Genomic DNA, 14399 nt, shown 5'->3' with positions numbered 1-14399 from the left:
CAGGATGGGCGCATGAGCTCGGTCTGGACGACGCCGCACCACGCCGCGCCGGTGGACGCCGTCGTGGCGCTGCCCGGGTCGAAGTCCCTGACCGCCCGGGCGCTGGTCCTGGCCGCGCTCGCCGACGGTCCGGGGCGGCTGGTCCGGCCGCTGCGCGCCCGGGACACCGACCTGATGGCGGCCGGGCTGCGGGCCCTCGGCGTGCGGGTCGACGAGGACGGCGAGGACTGGGTCGTCGTTCCGGGTGCCCTGCGCGGCCCGGCCGAGGTGGATGCCGGTCTGGCCGGCACCGTGCTGCGCTTCCTGCCGCCGGTGGCGGCGCTGGCCGACGGCCCGGTGCGGCTGGACGGCGACCCGCGGCTGCACGAGCGCCCCAACGCCGGGCTGATCGCGGCGCTGCGCGACCTCGGCGTCCGGGTGGACGACGGCGGCCGCGGCCGGGCGCCGTTCACCGTGCACGGCACCGGACGGGTGCGCGGCGGCGCGGTGACCGTGGACGCGAGCGAGTCCTCGCAGATCGTCTCCGGGCTGCTGCTGGCCGCGGCCCGCTTCGACGAGGGCGTCCACCTCGCGCTCGCCGGCGGGGTGCCGTCGATGCCGCACGTGGAGATGACCGTGGAGTCGCTCCGCGAGCGCGGCGTCGACGTCGTCCGCACCGAGCGGGGCTGGCGGGTGACCCCCGGTCCCGTCGCCGCCCGCGACGAGGTGCTCGAGCCCGACCTGTCCAACGCGGCTCCGTTCCTCGCGGCCGCCCTGGTGACCGGCGGGCGGGTGACGGTGCGTGACTGGCCCGCGGCGACGACCCAGCCCGGCGGCCGGCTCGACGCGCTGCTCGGCGCGATGGGCGCCGACGTGGAGCGGACCGACGAGGGCCTCCGGGTGACCGGCACCGGGACGGTCCGGCCGCTGGTCGCCGACCTCGGCGAGGTGGGCGAGCTGACGCCCGTGCTGGCCGCCGTCTGCGCGCTGGCCGACGGGACCTCCCGGCTGACCGGCGTCGCGCACCTGCGCGGCCACGAGACCGACCGGCTGCAGGCCCTTGACGAGGTGCTCACGGCCGTCGGCGGCCGCGTCGAGCAGCTGCCCGACGGCCTGGTGATCGAGCCGGGGCCGCACCGGGCGGCGCGCCTGGACAGCTACGCCGACCACCGGATGGTGCACGCCGCGGCCGTCCTCGGGCTCGCCGTCGAGGGCGTCGAGGTGCGCGACCCGGACGCGGTGAGCAAGACGCTGCCGGACTTCGTCGCGCGGTGGGACGGGATGCTGGCGACGCCCGCGGGAGCCCTGCTCTGAGTCCCCGCCGGCACGACGCCCGGTCCGACGAGGACGACGTCCGGGTCCGGCCCAGCCGGCGCGGCTCGCGGCCGCGCACCCGCACCCGGCCGAGCCACGCCGACGCCGTCCCGGGCCTGGTGGTCGCCGTCGACCGGGGCCGGATGACCGTGCGGGTCGAGGGTCCCGACGGGAGGCCGGTCGAGGTCACCGCGATGCGCGCCCGCGAGCTGGGCCGGCACGGCGTCGTCGTCGGCGACCGGGTGCGGCTGGTCGGCGACGCCACCGGGCGGCCGGACACCCTCGCCCGCATCGTCGTCATCGAGGAGCGGACGACGTCGTTGCGCCGCACCGCCGACGACACCGACCCCACCGAGCGGGTCGTGGTAGCCAACGCCGACCAGCTCGTCATCGTCACCGCGGTCGCCGACCCCGACCCCGCGCTGGGCTTCCTCGACCGCTGCGTGGTGGCCGCCTACGCCGGTGGCCTGGAACCGCTGCTCTGTCTCACCAAGACCGACCTGGCCAGCCCGCAGCCGTTGCTCGACCGCTACGCCGGCCTGGACGTCGACGCCGTCCCGATGTCTCGGGAGGCCCCGCTGGACCCGCTGCTGGACCGGCTGGACGGGCGGATGAGCGTGCTGGTCGGGCAGTCCGGCGTCGGCAAGTCCACGCTGGTCAACCGGCTGGTGCCCGACGCCGACCGGGCCACCGGCGAGGTCACCAAGGTGGGCAAGGGCCGGCACACGTCGTCCTCGGCGGTGCTGCTCGACCTGCCCGGTGGCGGCTCGGTCATCGACACCCCCGGCATCCGCTCGTTCGGCCTGGCGCACGTGACCGCCGAGGACGTCGTCGCCGCGTTCGACGACGTCGCCGAGGCCGCGGTCGACTGCCCACCCGGCTGCGGGCACACCGCCGAGGACCCCGACTGCGTGCTGGACGCCTGGGCCGACGCCGGCCCGACCGCCCGCCGGGAGCGGCTGGAGAGCCTGCGCCGCCTGCTCGACGCCGTCGGCCAGCTCGGCCCCGGCTACTAGTAGTGCTTCGTTAGGTCGGTGCTCGAGCGTGGCCGGTGATGCGTTGTCCGCAGACGGTGCAGGTGCCGGTCCAGGTCGCCAGCAGGGCCTGCAGGTCGCGCAGGACCGCGTAGAGACTCAGGCCGGCGCAGCCGCTTTTGGGTCGCTGCGCAGTCCGGTGAGGAACAGCTGGGCGGCGGTGACCAGGGTGACGTGGCGGTGCCAGCCCGACCAGGTGCGGCCCTCAAAGTGGTCCAGGCCCAGGGCAGTCTTCAGGTCGCGGTAGTCGTGCTCGATCCGCCAGCGGATCTTGGCCAGCCGGACCAGCTCGGCCAACTCGGTGCCCTCCGGCAGAGTCGAGAGCCAGTAGTCGGTGGGCTCGGCGGCCTCGGTCGGCCACTCGGCCAGCAGCCACACCGCCGTCAGCCACACCGCCGGCAGGGAGCCGTCGGCGGCCAGCCGCCCGGTCGGGCGGCGCCCGGCGGGGCGGACCCGCAACGCCACGAAAGTCGAGGTCATCGGGCCGCGGGAGCCCTCCCGCCAGGTGACCTCGACGGCGGCGCCGTGGCCGGCGGCCAGGACGTGGTTGCGCAGGCCGACCGGGCGGCTGCGGTAGCCCGGCTTGGGGTGCGGGCCCAGCCCGGAGAACCCGACCAGCTCGGGCACCGCGTCGAGCGGGTGGGCCGTCAGGTCGCCGGTGACCTGGCAGACGTAGGGCCAGCCGTGGGCGGTGAGCTGCTCGCGGAAGGCGGCGTTGGTGCCGTAACCGGCGTCGGCCACCACCACCGGCGGGATGAGCCCCCAGTCGGCCAGCTCGGCGAGCATGGCCAGCGCCAGCCGCCACTTGGGCCGGTGCCGCTGATCATCGGGAATGCCGGCGCGGGCCCGCCGCGCCCGGATCACGGCGGCCGCTTCCTCATCGGCCGCCTCGGTGTCGTCCCAGCCCGGCGGCAGGAACAACCGCCAGGACAGCGGGCAGGAGGCGGTGTCGGTCACCGCGCAGACGCTGACCGCGACCTGGCAGTTGCCGACCTTGCCCAGCGTGCCGGAGTACTGCCGGGCCACTCCCGGGGAGGCGGTGCCGTCCTTGGGAAAGCCGGTGTCGTCGAGGACCCACGCATCCGGGTCGATCACCGTCACCGCCCGGCGGGCCAGCCGCTGGCGCACCGGCTCGACCGCCCAGGTCGAGGAGGAGACGAACTGCTGCAGGCCCTGATGATCCACGCCGAGCCGGTCGGCCATCGGCTGCATCGACTTGCGCCGCCCGTCCAGCAGCAGCCCGCGCACGTAGGCCACGCCCTTGTCCCGCTGATCACGGCGGGCCAGCGGCGCGAACACCTCAGCCGCGAACTCCTCCAACCGCCCGCGAACGGCGGCCAGCTCCCCCGGAGTCATGCCCCCATGGCAGCGCGCGGACGCAGGTCAGACAAGACCTAACGAAGTACTACTAGGGCGTGTCCTGCGGATCTTGCGCGCCCCGTCCCTGAAGGCGACTCTTGGGACAGTCTGTTCTGCACCTAGCCGGCGCAACTTCGTTGTTGAGTCACAGGGACCGGCTGGACCTGACTGGCCCCGCCAGCTTGCCAGGGTGGGTCGTAAAGTGAGGCACTTGGCGGGCCGCAGCGCCCTTGATCGCTGCGGGTCTCTCCGCGTCCAATGTGCTGCGAGAATGACGCCTGTGCGCCGGTACCAGGGGACTGTCTACGACAGCAACCGTTGGGACGGCTTCCAGCTCCGCCCCGGCGACATCATCATCGCTTCTTCGCCAAAGTGTGGGACCACGTGGACGCAGATGATCTGCGCGCTGCTCATCCTGCAGGAACCGGAACTCCCGCTCCCGTTGGACAGGCTCTCGCCGTGGATCGACATGGAGACCCGCGCTCGGACGGAGGTGTTCGCAGACCTCCAAGCCCAAACGCACCGGCGGTTCATCAAGACCCACACGCCGCTCGACGGGTTACCCCACGATCCGAGGGTCACCTACATCTGCGTCGGGCGTGACCCCCGTGACGTTGCCTTGTCGATCGACCGCCACATCGACAACATGAACATCGGCGCGTGGCTCAAGGCCCGCGAGCACGCGGCCGCGATCGACGGTGTCGAGCTCGGACCGTTGCGAGTACAGACGCCGCGACCCGACGGTGAGCGGGACCGCTTCTGGCAGTGGGTCGACGACGAAACACCGTCCACGCAGATCGGGTCGTCGCTACGGCGCACCATGGAGCACCTGCAGACGTTCCGCGACGCCCCCAACGAGCTCGACGTCGTATCCCTGCACTACGACGACCTGAAGGCGGACCTGAAGGGACAGATGCGGCAGCTGGCCGTCCGCCTCGGCATCCACGTCGACGAACACCTGTGGCCACGTCTGGTCCAAGCGGCGACGTTCGGGGCGATGCGCCGCAGGGCCGACACGATCGTTCCCGGCGGTGGCCCGGAACATTGGATCGACCCCGCCGCGTTCTTCAGTCGCGGCACGAGCGGCCAGTGGTGCAACCTCCTCGACGACTCCGACCTCGCCCGATACGCCGCCCGCGTACGAGCCCTCGCCGCCGCCGATCTCGTCGACTGGGTGCACAGCACACCGATCGACATAAGTGGGCCGATCGGGGACACCAGCAGCATCTACGGGGCACATGATCCGCAGGACAGGCCCTAGAAGGACCCTCCTGCCCCCCACCACTCGCGAGCTCGCGGCGGGGCCCTGCAGGAGGGCCACCCACGGAGGTCACCACGCTCGTCGCGGGACCCTGAAGGGTGGCCGTTCCAGTACGTCACCACGCTCGCGGCGGGATGCGGGACGGGGCCACCCACGGAGGTCACCATGGAACAGCAGGTCCACGTCATCACCCTGGCCACCGCCGACCTCGACGCGGCGCGGCGCTTCTACGTCGACGGGCTGGGCTGGGGCCCGCTGCTGGACGTCCCCGGCGAGATCGTCTTCTTCCAGATCGCCCCGGGCACGGTGCTGGCCTTCTTCGAGACGGGCAAGTTCGCGCAGGACCTCGGCCGCGGTCCCGACCGGCCGACGGTCTCCGGCGTGACGCTGGCGCACAACGTCGCCGACCGGGCCGCCGTCCACATGGTCGTCGACGCCATGACCGCGGCCGGGGGGACGGTGCTCACCGCGCCGGAGGAGGGCGCCTTCGGCGGCGTGTTCCACGCGCTGGTGGCCGACCCGAACGGCGTCGTGTGGAGGTCGCGCACAACCCGGGCTGGTCGGTCGACCCCGACGGCACCGTCCGCCTCGGCTGACCCCGCCCACCGGGTGGTCCGAGCCTCGGGCGTCGAGATGCGGACGGTCGGCTGTCTCCGGCGGGGTCGGGACGACCGTCGTCCGCATCTCAACGCGGTCGCACCTGCCTCGGCCGACCCGCTCACCGAGTGGTGGGTCGCCGTCGTCTCAGCGGCCGGGAGACCACGACGACCCGCCACTCGGCGCAGGGCCGCGGGGGACGCTAGACGTCGACCCACCCGCCGCTGCGCCAGTAGAGACCGGCCTCGCGGGTGAGCAGGCCCTCGTCGACCAGGTAGCGGCGCAGCGCGGCGGTGTCGGGGTGCCACACCGCCAGCAGCGCGTTCACCTCGCGCTCGGGGTAGCGGATACCGACGTCGAACACGCGGACCAGGTGCTCGAGCACGATCCGCCGCTTGGTCTGCTGCGCGGGGATGGACACCAGCCGGCCGTCGCGGACGAACGCGGACAGGACGGCGTCCTCGGCGGGGTCGTCGGACAGCGGCTCGGGTGGCGGGGCGGCCTCGGCAGCGGCGCGTGCCGCGGCGCCGAAGCGGTCGGTCAGCAGCTCGAGCTCGTGCCGGTCGCGCCGGACGAGGCCGGCCCGGCCCAGCCGGCGCGCGGCCAGGGCGACGTCCCGCAGCGGCAGCCCGGTGGCCTCGGCGACCTCCTCGAGCGTGCCGGCACCCAGCGCCAGGGCGGCGACGACCTTGAGCCGGGTCGGGTCGGCCAGCAGGCCGGCGATGGTCGCGGCACGCACTCCCCGACCGTATCCGCGCATCGGCCGTGGTGGACGGGGGTAGCCGGGGGTCATGGTGAGCCCCATCGACATCCAGAAGGCCCTCAAGGGCATGGACTACCCGGCCACGAAGGAGCAGATCCTCGAGCACGCCAAGGGCGGCGACAAGGACGTGCTGGACGCGCTGCAGAAGATCGACGACCGGGAGTACGAGGGACCCAGCGGGGTCAGTGCCGCGGTCTTCGACTGACCGCCCGCTAGGTTCGGTGCCCATGACACCGGGCCGGGACTACACGGGGGACATGCACCTGGCGCACGTGCTGGCCGACCAGGCGGACTCAATCAGCCTGGACCGCTTCCGCGCGCTGGACCTGCAGGTAGACACGAAGCCGGACCTCACGCCGGTCACCGACGCCGACCGGGCCGTGGAGGAGCAGCTGCGCATCATGCTCGCCCGCGCGCGGACCCGCGACGCTGTGCTCGGCGAGGAGATGGGCGCGACCGGCCACGGTCCGCGGCGGTGGGTGCTCGACCCGATCGACGGGACGAAGAACTTCGTGCGCGGCGTGCCCGTGTGGGCCACGCTGATCGCGCTGTTCGACGGAGACGAGCCAGTCGTCGGCCTGGTCTCCGCGCCAGCGCTCAACCGCCGCTGGTGGGCGGCGAAGGGCGTGGGCGCCTGGACCGGCCGCCGGCTGGAGTCGGCGGCCCGCTGCACGGTGTCTGGCGTCGGGCGGCTGGCCGACGCGAGCCTGTCCTACTCGAGCCTCGCCGGCTGGGAGGAGCGCGGGCAGCTCGGCGGCTTCCTCGACCTGACCCGGGCGGTGTGGCGGACCCGCGCGTACGGCGACTTCTGGAGCTACGTGCTGCTGGCCGAGGGCGCGGTGGACGTCGCCTGCGAGCCGGAGGTGTCGGTGTGGGACCTCGCCGCCCTCGACGTGATCGTGCGCGAGGCCGGCGGCGCGTTCACCGACCTCCGCGGCGTCCCCGGCCCGGCCGGCGGCAGCGCACTGGCCACCAACGGCCGGCTGCACGACGCCGCGTTGGGCGTGCTGCACCAGCCGGACTCGGCCGCCTGAGACGAGGACCGGCCCCACCCCGCGATCGGGGTGGGGCCGGTCCTCGTCTGCTCAGCGCCCGGTGCCGCGGCCGCCCTGGAAGCGGCGGCGGGCGTCGTCGATCTTCGCCCGCGTCTTCGGGTCCTTGGCCAGCTGCTGGGCCTTCTCGGTGGCCTGCGCGATGACCTGGCGGCCCTTCGGCGTGTTCGCGAACTGGGTCAGCTTGCTGAACAGCGACGCCATCCCTGGTCCTCCTCCGCGTCCTCCGGGCGGCCGTTCCGCCCTCCTGTGCCGGTCAACGCGGCAGCCCCGGCCTCCGTTCCGCACGCCACCGGTCGAGCGCCGCCACCAGCCCCGGATCGCGCCGGGGCTCGACGGGGTGTCCCGGCGGCCGGCCCGCCACGAGCTCGGTGCCGGTGCCACGGGCGGCCAGCAGCGCCGCGCCGACCGCCGAGGCGCTGCGGATCGGCAGGTACCGCACGGGGACGCCGAGGACGTCGGCGAGCAGCTGCTGGACGACGTCCGGGCGCCCGCCGCCCCCGGTGAGGACGACCGGCCCCGTCCCCCCGAGCAGGCCCGCGGCCGCCGCCACCGCGAACACGACGCCCTCCACCGCGGCGCGGGCCAGCTCGGGGCGGGTCGTGCCGGCGGACAGCCCCGTCCACCCGCCGCGGTCGTCCGGGCCCGCCACGCCCCCGCGCTCGCCGGTCAGGAACGGTCGGAACACCACGCCCCCGGCACCGGGCGGCACCGACGCCGCGGTGCCGAACAGCTCGGCGGGCGTCATCCCGAGCACCCCGCACACCCAGGTCCACGCCAGGCCGCCGTTCTGCAGCGCGGCCATCGCGTACCAGCCGCCCTCGACGTCGGCGTAGCCGTGCACCGGCGGGTCGTCGGCGGGCACCGGCGCCCACCCGGGCAGCAGCACCTGCGCGCCGGTGCCCAGGTTGACCTGCCGGCCGGCGCGCGTGCCCGCGGCGAGCAGCGCCAGCGGGGTGTCCCCGCCGCCGACGACCACGGGCACCTCGCCGAGCGGCAGCGCGGCGGCGCCCACGACCTCCGCCGAGGGCCGCACCGCGGGCAGCAGCCCGGGGTCCACACCCGCGGCCGCGGTGGCCGCGGCCGACCAGCCGTCGGCGACGACGTCCCACAGCAGGGTCGCCGAGGCGTCGCTGCGGTCGGTGACCCGCGGGTCGGCGTCCGGCACGAGCGAGGCGCGCAGCGCGTCCTTGGGCAGCAGCACCGCGGCCGCCCGCCGCAGCACCGCGGGCTCGTGCGCGGCCAGCCAGGCCAGCACCGGGCCGGTCATCCCCGGCACCAGCGGGTTGGCGAGCGCGGCGCGGGCGGCGGGGGGCAGGGTGCGCCAGCGATCGACCTCGGCGGCCGCCCGGCCGTCCGGCCAGAGCACCGCGGGCGCCACCGGCACACCGGCGGCGTCGACGAGCACGGTGCCGTGCATCTGGCCGGAGAGGCCGAGCCCGGCCACCCGGCGTCCGGCCAGGGCGGGCGTCACCTGCGCCAGCGCGTCATCGAGGGCCGCCCGCCACACGGCGGGGTCGGTCTGCGCCCAGCCGGGCCGCGGCCGGTCCACGTCGTAGCCGGACTCCGCCTCGACGACGACCGTCCCGGCCCCGTCGAGCGCGACCAGCTTCAGCCCGCTGGTGCCGACGTCGGCGCCGAGCAGGACGTCGATCACCGCGACCCGTGCGCGAAGCCGCCCGCGCGGCCGTTGCGGTCGGCGAGCAGCCCGGCCAGCGTGCTCAGCGCGATCTCGGCCGGGGCCCGGGAGCCGATGTCCAGGCCGATCGGCCGGTGCACGCGGGCGACCTCCTCCGGCGGCACACCGAGCGCGGCCAGCGCCGCCACATGCGGTCCCTCGTGCCGGGGGTTGCCCATCACGCCGACCCAGCGCACCGGGCGGACCAGTGCGTCGCGCAGCACCGCGCCGAGCTCCGGCCGGTGGTGGTCGGTGACGACGACGTCGGCGTCGGCGAGGTCGTCCAGGTCCGCGAGGCCGGTCGCGTCGGCCCCGCGCGCGGGGTCGGGGTCGAGCAGGACCGTGCGGAAGCCCAGCTCCGGTGCCCAGCGCAGCAGCACCTCGGCCACGGGCGACGCGAACACGGCGACCAGCACCCGCCCGGCGATCTTGGGGGCGGGGGAACCGTGCGCGACGCCGCAGGCCGGGTCGGTCACGGCTCCCCCAGGAAGCCGGCGAGCGCCGCGGCGAAGGCCGGCGCCCGGAGCGCGGTCGTGTGGTCGCCGGGGACGACGGTCACCCGGGCGCCGGGGATGGCGGCGGCGAGCACCTCCGGGCGGACCGCCAGGGGGTCGGCGTCGCCGGCGAGGACGAGCGTGGCCGCGGTGATGGCCGCCAGGTCGGCACCCGTGGCGTGCACCGCACGGGCGTGCGCGGCCAGGGCGCGCCGGTCGGCGCCCAAGGCGTCGGCGATCCGGCGGAAGTGGGCGGTGGTGGGGTTCCGCACGTCGGCGACGTCGGCCGCCTCGAGCGCGGCGGCCAGCTCCGCCATCAGGACGGCGCGGCGCGCGGCGCCGTCGCGCTCGACGAACGCGGCGCCGGCGCCGCCGACCACCAGCCGGCGCACCCGCCGGTCGGCGACCGCCACCAGCATCGCGACGGTCGCGCCCATCGAGTAGCCGGCCAGGTCGAACGCGTCGTGGCCGAGGGCGTCGGCCACCCGCCGCAGGTCGTCGGCCATCCGGAGCTCGCCGTAGGCACCGGGGTCGTGCGGCTTGTCCGACCTCCCGTGCCCGCGGGCGTCGACCCCGACGACCTCCCGCCCGGCCGAGAGGAGGACCCCGACCGCCCCGGTGCCGACCCAGTTGAGCCGGGTGTCGGCGACGAAACCGTGCTGCAGGTAGACCGGCGGGAGCTCGCCCGGGGACCCCCACCGGTGGACCGCGACCGCGATCCCGTCGGCGCCGGGCACCCGCAGGGGTCTCGTGGTCGTGACCGCGCTCACGCCACCTGCTCCGGGCTGTCGCCGTACGCGTAGGAGGAGTCGACGTAGCGCCCGCCCTGCGCCACCCCGGGCGGGGCGATCTCGCCCAGCCGCGCCAGGTCGTCGTCCGACAGCTCGACGGCGGCGGCGCCGACGTTCTCCTCCAGGTAGCTGCGCCGCTTGGTGCCGGGGATGGGCACGACGTCGTCCCCCTGCGCGAGGACCCAGGCCAGCGTCAGCTGCCCGGGCGTGCACTCCTTCCCCTCCGCCATCGCCCGGACGGCGTCGACCAGCCGCAGGTTGGCCGCGAACGCCTCGCCGGTGAAGCGCGGGTGGCCGCGGCGCCAGTCGTCCTCGGCGAAGTCCTCCGGGCTGCGGATCGCCCCGGTGAGGAAGCCCCGGCCCAGCGGGCTGAACGGCACGATGCCGATGCTCTGCTCGCGGGCCACGCCCAGCACCTCGGCCTCGAGGTCCCGGGTCCACAGCGACCACTCGCTCTGCAGCGCGGCGATCGGGTGGACGGCGGCGGCGCGGCGGATCGAGGTGGCCGACGCCTCCGACAGCCCGAGGTACCTGACCTTGCCCTCCTGCACCAGCTCGGCCATCGCGCCGACGGTGTCCTCGATCGGCACCCGCGGGTCGACCCGGTGCTGGTAGTAGAGGTCGATGACGTCGACCCGCAGCCGGCGCAGGCTGGCCTCGGCGCGGGCCCGCACGTTCTCGGGACGGCCGTCGATGTCCATGCCGCCGCGGTCGTTGTGCGACAGCGAGAACTTCGTGGCCAGCTGCACCTCGTCGCGCCGTCCGGCGATGGCCTCCCCCACCAGCTCCTCGTTGTGCCCGTCGCCGTAGACGTCGGAGGTGTCGAGGAAGGTCACGCCGAGGTCGAGCGCCCGGTGGATCGTCGCGATCGACTCGCCGCGGTCGGCCGCGCCGTACATCTGGCTCATGCCCATGCAGCCGAGGCCCAGGGCGGAGACGGTCAGGCCGTCGCGGCCGAGCGTGCGGGCACCGACGGGAGCGGGAGAGGTCACCCCGGCATCCTCGCCCCGCCCCGCCCGGGCCCGCCACCGCCCGCCTACCGGGAGGCACCCTCCGCAGCAGCCGGGGGCCGGAGCACCACGGGCAGCGCCTCCAGGGCGTGCACGATGACGCTGCGGCGGTGGCGCAGTCCCTCCGGCGGCACGGCCAGGCGCAGGCCGGGGAAGCGGTCGAGCAGCGACCGCAGGGCCACCTCCCCCTCGAGACGCGCCAGGGGTGCGCCCAGGCAGAAGTGGATGCCGTGACCGAAGGCCAGGTGCCCACCGGTGTCGCGGTCGGGGTCGAGCAGCTCGGGCCGGTCGAAGCGCCCCGGGTCGCGGTTGGCCGCGCCCACGGAGAGCGTCACCACCGACCCCGCCGGGATGGTGGTGCCCGAGTACTCGACGTCCTCGGCGGCGAAGCGCATCGGGGCGTTGTGCACGGGGCCGTCCCAGCGCAGGAACTCCTCGACCGCCGCCGGGATCCGCTGCGGGTCGGCCAGCAGGTGTCCGCGCAGCGCGGCGTCGGTGGCCACGCCCAGCACCGCGTTGCCGATGAGGTTGGCCGTGGTCTCGTGGCCGGCGATGAGCAGCAGCACGCCCATCGCGACGACCTCCTCGGTGCTGAGCTGGTCACCGGCATCCGAGACCTCGACCAGTGCCGAGACCAGGGCGCCGTCCGGCGTGCGCCGCTTGGTCTTGACGAGGGCGTACAGGTACTCCGCCAGCCCCGTGGTGGCCTGCTGCTGATCGACGTCGTCGTGGTCGTCGACGAGCGCGCGCGACCAGGTGCCGAAGGCGTCGCGGTCGGTGTCGGGCACCCCGAGCAGCTCGCAGATGACCGCCATAGGCAACGGCACCGCGTAGCCGGCCAGCAGGTCGACGGGCTCGGTCGCGGGCAGGGCGTCGAGCAGGCCGGCGGCCAGCACCTCGATGCGGGGGCGCAGCTCGGCGGTGCGCCGCGCGGTGAAGGCCCGGGAGACCAGCCGGCGCAGCCGGGTGTGGTCGGGCGGGTCGAGCAGCACCATCATCGAGCCGAAGGGCCCCGGCAGGCGCGGGGCCTGCTCGCGGAGCTCCGGCGGCAGGGTGGCGCGGTGGTCCTTGACCAGGCGGGGGTCGGTGAAGGCCGCGCGCACGTCGTCGTAGCGGGTGACCAGCCACGTGGTGCCGCCGCGCGGCAGCGCCACCTCGCGCACCGGGGCCTGCGTGCGCAGCCGCTCGTAGGCGGGATAGGGGTCGCGCCAGAAGGAGCCCTCGAAGACCGACGCGTCGACCGCGGTCACCTCAGGGACCCCTTGCCCAGCCGCCTCATCGACCCAGCCTCGGGGCCGGGGGCGCAGGCGGCAAGGCGGACGGCGTGTCACCGGCGTCCTCCGCCGCGCTCAGACCTCTGCCAGGCCGTCGATCCGGGCGACCTCGTCGTCGTTGAGCGAGAACCCGCCGATCGCCAGGTTGGCCCGGATCCGCTCCGGGGTGGCCGACTTGGGGATGACGACGACGCCGTGCTCGACGTGCCAGCGCAGCACCACCTGCGCCGGGGTGACGCCGTGCGCGTCGGCGACCTCGCGCAGCACCGGGTCGCCGAGGTCGGTGTTCTTGAACGGGCTGTAGCCCTCGAGGACGACGCCGCGCTCCCGGAGCCCGGCCTCGACAGCCGCGTCGTACAGCGACGGGGCCCAGCTGACCTGGTTGACCTGCGGTGTCACGCCGGTCGCGCCGGTCAGCTCGTCGACCTGCTCCAGCGAGTAGTTGCTCACGCCGATCGCCCGCGCGCGGCCGGCCTCGCGGGCTGCGACGAAGCGCTCCCAGACGTCCGGCCTGGCACCGCCGGGCGGCCAGTGGACGAGCCACAGGTCGACCGCGTCGACGCCGAGCGCGTCGAGGGACGCCGCCAGCACCTGGTCGGCCTGGTCGGCTCGTGGCGGCGGCAGCTTGGTCGTGACGAAGACCTCGTCCCGGTCGACGCCGGAGTCGCGCAGCGCCCGTCCGACCTCGGCCTCGTTGCGGTACATCGCCGCGGTGTCGAGATGCCGGTAGCCGGCGTCCAGGGCGATGCGGACGGCCTCGTAGCACTCGGAGCCGTTCATCAGCCAGGTCCCGAAGCCGAGGAGCGGCATGCCGGGGGCACCGTCGAGCGGCACGGTGGGGAAGCTCTCGGTCATGCCGCATCGTCTCGGTTGACCGGCCCGGCCGACAACACCCGGGGATCCGGTCAGCCGAGGAAGCCGTCGACGACCCCGGCGAGCTCGGGGCTCGAGAACACGTCGTAGTGGGTGCGTCCGGGCAGGACGGCCAGCCGGGACGCCGACCGACCGGAGCCGTCCCACCCGGCGTCGCGCAGGCCGCCGCCGAGCAGCGCGTAGAACTCGGCGGCGTGCGCGGGCGGGACGCTGTCGGCGTCGCCGTAGGCCAGCAGCACCGGCGCGGTGATCCCCCGGACCTCCTCGGTCCAGTCGTAGGGGGTCCGCAGCAGCGCGCCGGTCTTGTCCATGAGCACGGGGAACCCGTCGGGGTCCGGCGCGACGGCTGCGTAGGCCGCGTACATGGGCGTCTGCCGCATCATCTCGAACCCCGCGCTGCCCACCTGCCCCATGCCGGCCAGGACCTCGGGGAACCAGCCGTCGCGTCGGCACGGCGCGGAGACGACGACGAGTCGCCGCACCACCTCGGGGTGCCGGATCGCAGCGCGCAGGCAGACCCCATCGCCGAGCGAGTGGCCCATGAGGTCCGCGGCTCCCAGGTCGAGGGAGCGCACGAGCGCGGCCACGTCGTCGGCCAGGACGTCCCAGGAGAAGAGCCGGTCGACGTCGGCGGTACGCCCGTGGCCCTGCAGCTCGACGGCCACCACGCGCCGCCCGGTGGCCAGCCGGTCGAGGACGTCGCCGAACGCCTCCACCACACCGAAGCCACCGTGGACCACCACCAGGGGGGTACCGCCCTCCCCCAGGCTCCGCCAGTACACCTGCACCCCGCCGGTCCCCGGCGCGTACCCCTCGTCGACCCGCAGGTCCGTCGTCGTCATGGCAGGTGCGACGTCCCTGGAGCCCGGGACTCATCGCGGTGGTGGGATGGTCGTCAGGCACCCGCCGGGGGCGCCTGC

General features: G+C 75.2%; 16 protein-coding genes. 6 read left to right on the top strand and 10 right to left on the bottom strand.

Annotated elements, in window-relative coordinates:
• Nucleotides 1-12: 12 nt before the first annotated feature.
• The gene (gene aroA, locus BLW63_RS06190) at nucleotides 13-1293 is read left to right on the top strand and encodes a 3-phosphoshikimate 1-carboxyvinyltransferase (RefSeq protein ID WP_091152603.1); all 1281 of its coding nucleotides are present in this window, start codon (nucleotides 13-15) and stop codon (nucleotides 1291-1293) included.
• Nucleotides 1251-2309 (top strand): ribosome small subunit-dependent GTPase A, encoded by a 1059-nt coding sequence (rsgA, locus tag BLW63_RS06185; RefSeq protein WP_170856672.1) that lies wholly within the window; start codon nucleotides 1251-1253, stop codon nucleotides 2307-2309. Before aroA ends, rsgA begins: the two co-directional genes overlap by 43 nt.
• A gap of 117 nt (nucleotides 2310-2426) precedes the next feature.
• On the opposite strand, the gene BLW63_RS06175 is transcribed toward rsgA, so the two are convergent.
• Nucleotides 2427-3683: an IS701 family transposase gene (locus tag BLW63_RS06175; RefSeq protein WP_091152601.1), complete on the bottom strand. Its 1257-nt coding sequence runs from the start codon at nucleotides 3681-3683 to the stop codon at nucleotides 2427-2429.
• A gap of 283 nt (nucleotides 3684-3966) precedes the next feature.
• Here BLW63_RS06175 and BLW63_RS06170 point away from each other — a divergent pair, with 283 nt between their 5' ends.
• Together BLW63_RS06170 and BLW63_RS27295 are read left to right on the top strand one after the other, a co-directional pair.
• A complete protein-coding gene (locus tag BLW63_RS06170; RefSeq protein WP_211517030.1) occupies nucleotides 3967-4947 on the top strand; it encodes a sulfotransferase domain-containing protein in 981 nt (326 codons plus the stop codon).
• 165 nt (nucleotides 4948-5112) lie between these two features.
• Nucleotides 5113-5799 (top strand): VOC family protein, encoded by a 687-nt coding sequence (locus tag BLW63_RS27295; protein ID WP_211517029.1) that lies wholly within the window; start codon nucleotides 5113-5115, stop codon nucleotides 5797-5799.
• On the opposite strand, the gene BLW63_RS06160 is transcribed toward BLW63_RS27295, so the two are convergent.
• Nucleotides 5747-6283 carry a DUF2087 domain-containing protein gene (locus tag BLW63_RS06160; protein ID WP_091152597.1) on the bottom strand — a complete coding sequence of 179 codons (537 nt, stop codon included), beginning with the start codon at nucleotides 6281-6283 and terminating at the stop codon, nucleotides 5747-5749. The genes BLW63_RS27295 and BLW63_RS06160 overlap by 53 nt on opposite strands.
• Nucleotides 6284-6335: 52 nt before the next feature.
• Between BLW63_RS06160 and BLW63_RS06155 the strand changes: the two genes are divergently transcribed.
• Together BLW63_RS06155 and hisN are read left to right on the top strand one after the other, a co-directional pair.
• Nucleotides 6336-6512 (top strand): DUF2795 domain-containing protein, encoded by a 177-nt coding sequence (locus tag BLW63_RS06155; RefSeq protein ID WP_091152595.1) that lies wholly within the window; start codon nucleotides 6336-6338, stop codon nucleotides 6510-6512.
• Nucleotides 6513-6534: 22 nt separating this feature from the next.
• A complete protein-coding gene (gene hisN / locus BLW63_RS06150; protein ID WP_091152593.1) occupies nucleotides 6535-7341 on the top strand; it encodes a histidinol-phosphatase in 807 nt (268 codons plus the stop codon).
• 51 nt (nucleotides 7342-7392) lie between these two features.
• On the opposite strand, the gene BLW63_RS26715 is transcribed toward hisN, so the two are convergent.
• The 8 genes from BLW63_RS26715 to BLW63_RS06115 form a co-directional block, all read right to left on the bottom strand.
• Nucleotides 7393-7563 carry a hypothetical protein gene (locus BLW63_RS26715; RefSeq protein ID WP_170856671.1) on the bottom strand — a complete coding sequence of 57 codons (171 nt, stop codon included), beginning with the start codon at nucleotides 7561-7563 and terminating at the stop codon, nucleotides 7393-7395.
• 52 nt (nucleotides 7564-7615) lie between these two features.
• Complete coding sequence (locus tag BLW63_RS06145) at nucleotides 7616-9016, bottom strand: FGGY family carbohydrate kinase (RefSeq protein ID WP_091152591.1); 1401 nt, start codon at nucleotides 9014-9016, stop codon at nucleotides 7616-7618.
• Nucleotides 9013-9513 (bottom strand): XdhC family protein, encoded by a 501-nt coding sequence (locus tag BLW63_RS06140; RefSeq protein WP_091152588.1) that lies wholly within the window; start codon nucleotides 9511-9513, stop codon nucleotides 9013-9015. Before BLW63_RS06140 ends, BLW63_RS06145 begins: the two co-directional genes overlap by 4 nt.
• A complete protein-coding gene (locus BLW63_RS06135) occupies nucleotides 9510-10301 on the bottom strand; it encodes an alpha/beta fold hydrolase (RefSeq protein WP_091152586.1) in 792 nt (263 codons plus the stop codon). Before BLW63_RS06135 ends, BLW63_RS06140 begins: the two co-directional genes overlap by 4 nt.
• Nucleotides 10298-11314, bottom strand: coding sequence for an aldo/keto reductase (locus BLW63_RS06130; protein WP_091152584.1), 1017 nt, complete (start codon nucleotides 11312-11314; stop codon nucleotides 10298-10300). Before BLW63_RS06130 ends, BLW63_RS06135 begins: the two co-directional genes overlap by 4 nt.
• Nucleotides 11315-11358: 44 nt before the next feature.
• Nucleotides 11359-12582, bottom strand: coding sequence for a cytochrome P450 family protein (locus BLW63_RS06125; RefSeq protein WP_091152581.1), 1224 nt, complete (start codon nucleotides 12580-12582; stop codon nucleotides 11359-11361).
• Nucleotides 12583-12681: 99 nt separating this feature from the next.
• The gene (locus BLW63_RS06120) at nucleotides 12682-13461 is read right to left on the bottom strand and encodes an aldo/keto reductase (RefSeq protein WP_091152580.1); all 780 of its coding nucleotides are present in this window, start codon (nucleotides 13459-13461) and stop codon (nucleotides 12682-12684) included.
• Nucleotides 13462-13511: 50 nt separating this feature from the next.
• A complete protein-coding gene (locus tag BLW63_RS06115; RefSeq protein WP_091152577.1) occupies nucleotides 13512-14321 on the bottom strand; it encodes an alpha/beta fold hydrolase in 810 nt (269 codons plus the stop codon).
• Between the last annotated feature and the right edge of the window lie 78 nt (nucleotides 14322-14399).

It is taken from the genome of Geodermatophilus africanus (assembly GCF_900107105.1).
Lineage (GTDB): Bacteria > Actinomycetota > Actinomycetes > Mycobacteriales > Geodermatophilaceae > Geodermatophilus > Geodermatophilus africanus.
The sequence above is the reverse complement of the archived record's forward strand: the minus strand, read 5'-3'. Positions and strand labels throughout refer to the sequence as shown.

Bases quoted from the DNA above. Each gene is read 5' to 3' on its own strand.
- aroA (WP_091152603.1), top strand. From the start codon at position 13: ATGAGCTCGGTCTGGACGACGCCGCACCACGCCGCGCCGGTGGACGCC.
- BLW63_RS06175 (WP_091152601.1), bottom strand. From the start codon at position 3,683: ATGACTCCGGGGGAGCTGGCCGCCGTTCGCGGGCGGTTGGAGGAGTTC.
- BLW63_RS27295 (WP_211517029.1), top strand. From the start codon at position 5,113: ATGGAACAGCAGGTCCACGTCATCACCCTGGCCACCGCCGACCTCGAC.
- BLW63_RS06155 (WP_091152595.1), top strand. From the start codon at position 6,336: ATGGTGAGCCCCATCGACATCCAGAAGGCCCTCAAGGGCATGGACTAC.
- hisN (WP_091152593.1), top strand. From the start codon at position 6,535: ATGACACCGGGCCGGGACTACACGGGGGACATGCACCTGGCGCACGTG.
- BLW63_RS26715 (WP_170856671.1), bottom strand. From the start codon at position 7,563: ATGGCGTCGCTGTTCAGCAAGCTGACCCAGTTCGCGAACACGCCGAAG.
- BLW63_RS06120 (WP_091152580.1), bottom strand. From the start codon at position 13,461: ATGACCGAGAGCTTCCCCACCGTGCCGCTCGACGGTGCCCCCGGCATG.
- BLW63_RS06115 (WP_091152577.1), bottom strand. From the start codon at position 14,321: ATGACGACGACGGACCTGCGGGTCGACGAGGGGTACGCGCCGGGGACC.